This window comes from Myroides sp. LoEW2-1, assembly GCF_009767705.1.
In the GTDB taxonomy this organism is placed as follows: domain Bacteria; phylum Bacteroidota; class Bacteroidia; order Flavobacteriales; family Flavobacteriaceae; genus Flavobacterium; species Flavobacterium album_A.
On record NZ_WSPP01000294.1, the window covers coordinates 1 to 3,131 of the forward strand.

Consider the following 3,131-nt stretch of genomic DNA (forward strand, 5'->3'; position numbering starts at 1 on the left):
AAGTAACCTGTTGCACCAGCTAATAACACTCTTTTACTTTTATCTTTTCTCATTGTTTATTGTATTAAATATTATAATACAAAGGTAGTTAGACCAAAATGCAGTAATAGTTGACAATCATCAAGAAAGTTATTTTAATACGCGCTGTTTTATTCTACTAAGTGTTTCTGGAGACACTCCTAAAAAAGTAGCAATATACTGTTGAGGCACTCTAAGAAAAAGATCCCCCTTATTATGAAGTAAGCCTAAGTAACGTTCTTCCGCAGATTGGGTGACAAAAGAGGCTATGATACGCTGAGAAGTCAATAGCTCATTTTCTACTGCTACTCGTGCAATCACTTCAAAAGTCGAAGATATTTCCAGGAGTTTTTCAATATTCTCTTTGGTAAGTACACACAATATTGTATCTTCTAATACTTGGTAATTTTCTTTTGCAGGCACATTGAAGGTGTAACTCTCCCCTACACAAATAAATTGTCCTTCTGTATAGAAAAAAGCAGTTTTGTCGTTTCCTTCAACCTCATAAAACAGACGAACACATCCTTGTACAACGAAATAAATCTCATTTGATATTTGCCCTTGTTTAAAGATAATAGATTGTTTGGGTATCGATTGTATTGAAACATATTGTTTCAGAGCCTCTTGTTCTCCCTGAGTCAAGTGACAATACTGTTGTAAATAAGCTATAAATTGCTGAATCATTTGCAAGTAAATCTATTGGGCATAAAGTTAGAAGTTACTTAAATTTATTCCAAGAAATTAGACTACAGGATTTAAAGTCATTAAGTATAAAAAATAATAGGCCACCAAAAAGGGCAATATTCTTCCAAAGTGGTCCATGTAGCAAACCATTTCCCATCTGTATAGTTATAGTTATTGGAATGAGTATGACAAATAAAATCGCAGCAACATATCTAACCATAAAACCGATTAGGAATAATACACCAAATAGTATCATTGCATAACCAGAGATGATCCCTAAAGTATAAGGATCTCCAAATAGATGTGCAAAATTGCCAAAATTCGCATTTGCAATTCGTTTACTTACTTGGTCAGGCGCAATAATATGTGAGGTACCCGCAACAATAAAAATACCACTTAGAGCTACTCTTAATATGAGTAAAGAAAATGGGTTAACTTTAATCTCCTGTTTCATCTGTTTTAAATTATAGAGCATTAAGTGGTAAAAATAGAAACAATTCTCAGTTTGGATTGTAACCAATGTTACTTATTGAGTCTATTCTTATATATATTTGGCAATTCTATTTAAAATCAGACAGGCATTTGAAAAAAAGACTTACTTTCGATCAAAATTAAGAAGTTATCAAATGCAATGTACCTTATGTAATTTGCCTTTAGAGAAAAAGGTCGATGAGTTTTATTTTATTTGTGACAACTGTGAAGCTTATCTTAAGGATAGTCAATATTATTTTTCACCTGATAAGGAGAAAAAACACTACGAATGCCATAATAACGATATTAATGACATAGGTTATCAAGAGTTTACTTCTCCTGTAACTAACGCGATTTTAGAACGCTGTACAAGTGATATGTTAGGTTTAGATTATGGCTGTGGAAAAGGTCCTGTTATTACTAAGCAATTAAATGAAAAAGGCTATCAGATTAATTTATATGACCCTTTTTTTTATCCGAGTCAAGATTATTTAAATTACAACTATGACTTTATTTTTAGCTGCGAAGTATTTGAACATTTCTACAATCCTTTTCAAGAGCTAACAAAACTTTATAATCTATTGAAAACAGGTGGCTTGTTAATTGTCAAAACTCATCTTTACACAGGGAAAACTGATTTTGTCAATTGGTATTACCGCAAAGATCAAACACACGTTTTTATTTATACTTTTAAGACTTTCAAAGTTATTAGTCAACAGTTTGGTTTTGAGATAGAACACCTCAGTGAGCGTCTTGTCATTTTAAGGAAAATGTAAAGAGGATTTACTTTTAATGTAAACCCTCTTTGTGTTCTTTGTATCGTATTTAGGCTAAAAATCCAGACCCTTTATATAGTCTAAACTTTCCTGGGCCAATAAAGGCAATAGCTAAAGAGCTAAATAAGAAAAGTAGATTTAATTCACCTGCTAACCCTCCAGTATTTGTTGTATTAAATACAGCCATTCCGTTTACTAAGAAGATTGACATTACCATTGTGAAGGCAATAACAGCAGCCGAGAATCTCGATGCAATACCTAAGATTAGAAAAAGAGGTGCAACTACTTCTCCAATAGGCACACCTAACCATAACCAAGTAGGTAAGCCTTTAGCAGATAATTGATTAATAATGAAATCATGCCCGTGAATCAACTTATAAATTCCGTGAAAAATCATCAGTCCACCAACTCCTAATCTCAAAAGAAGTTTTCCAAAGTCTGTTCCCATAGTTTGTATATTGTTTGAATTTTTAACTTGTTTTGGTTGGGCGAATCTCTATTTTACTTGGTAAAACATTTGGATTCATCTTTAAAATATCTACTACTAACTCTCCCATATCTTCTGGCTGAATCTTCCAAGCGTCTAACTCACTTGGAATGTGATTGTTGAAGTTTGTTGATACAGATCCTGGAAGAATAGTAGTTACTTTTACATCGTGGTTTCTCAAATCTAGCATGGCAGCTTGCGTAAAACCAACAACACCGAATTTACTTGCATTATATCCAGTCCCATTAGCAAAGAAATTAATTCCAGCCAAGCTGGCAATACTTATATAGTATCCTTTATTTGCTTTTAATTGAGCAACAGATGCTTTAAGGGTATGAAACACTCCTGTTAAATTGGTGTCAATCATTGTATTCCAATCCTCAAGTGACATTTCTTCGATAGATGAAAAAATACCTACGCCTGCATTGGCAATTACGATGTCTAAATGCCCAAAAGTATCTACAATTTTCTGTACTGCTGCTTGTTCCTGTCCATAATCTCTTACATCAGATTTGATAGCCAAAACGTCTTTGCTATTAAATTCACTGACTACTGACTCTACATCTGATAATTTACGACCACTAATAGCTATTTTACAACCTTCTTTTAAAAGTGCCGCTGCCATCCCCTTACCTATTCCTTTGGTTCCTCCTGTGATATATACTACCTTCCCGTTGATTTGTTTCATTTGTATT

Annotated in this window: 5 protein-coding genes; 1 reads left to right on the top strand and 4 read right to left on the bottom strand. The window is 33.2% G+C overall.

The genetic code is table 11. The features are described 5' to 3' along the window. Nucleotides 1-129: 129 nt before the first annotated feature. Both GOQ24_RS14770 and GOQ24_RS14775 read right to left on the bottom strand, forming a co-directional pair. Nucleotides 130-702 carry a Crp/Fnr family transcriptional regulator gene (locus GOQ24_RS14770; protein ID WP_160340033.1) on the bottom strand — a complete coding sequence of 191 codons (573 nt, stop codon included), beginning with the start codon at nt 700-702 and terminating at the stop codon, nt 130-132. 34 nt (nt 703-736) lie between these two features. Beyond that, nucleotides 737-1,156, bottom strand: coding sequence for a DoxX family protein (locus GOQ24_RS14775; RefSeq protein WP_160340034.1), 420 nt, complete (start codon nt 1,154-1,156; stop codon nt 737-739). Nucleotides 1,157-1,328: 172 nt separating this feature from the next. On the opposite strand from GOQ24_RS14775, the gene GOQ24_RS14780 reads away from it, so the two are divergent. Beyond that, nucleotides 1,329-1,949: a class I SAM-dependent methyltransferase gene (locus GOQ24_RS14780; protein ID WP_160340035.1), complete on the top strand. Its 621-nt coding sequence runs from the start codon at nt 1,329-1,331 to the stop codon at nt 1,947-1,949. Between the two features lie 49 nt (nt 1,950-1,998). On the opposite strand, the gene GOQ24_RS14785 is transcribed toward GOQ24_RS14780, so the two are convergent. Further along, on the bottom strand, nt 1,999-2,397 hold the full coding sequence (locus tag GOQ24_RS14785; RefSeq protein WP_160340036.1) for a DoxX family protein: 399 nt from the start codon (nt 2,395-2,397) through the stop codon (nt 1,999-2,001). Between the two features lie 22 nt (nt 2,398-2,419). Next, nucleotides 2,420-3,124 (bottom strand): SDR family oxidoreductase, encoded by a 705-nt coding sequence (locus GOQ24_RS14790; protein ID WP_160340037.1) that lies wholly within the window; start codon nt 3,122-3,124, stop codon nt 2,420-2,422. Nucleotides 3,125-3,131 lie beyond the last annotated feature (7 nt).

Excerpts from the sequence above, each read along its gene's own strand:
- GOQ24_RS14770 (WP_160340033.1), bottom strand. The coding sequence starts at position 702 with ATGATTCAGCAATTTATAGCTTATTTACAACAGTATTGTCACTTGACT.
- GOQ24_RS14775 (WP_160340034.1), bottom strand. The coding sequence starts at position 1,156 with ATGAAACAGGAGATTAAAGTTAACCCATTTTCTTTACTCATATTAAGA.
- GOQ24_RS14780 (WP_160340035.1), top strand. The coding sequence starts at position 1,329 with ATGCAATGTACCTTATGTAATTTGCCTTTAGAGAAAAAGGTCGATGAG.
- GOQ24_RS14785 (WP_160340036.1), bottom strand. The coding sequence starts at position 2,397 with ATGGGAACAGACTTTGGAAAACTTCTTTTGAGATTAGGAGTTGGTGGA.
- GOQ24_RS14790 (WP_160340037.1), bottom strand. The coding sequence starts at position 3,124 with ATGAAACAAATCAACGGGAAGGTAGTATATATCACAGGAGGAACCAAA.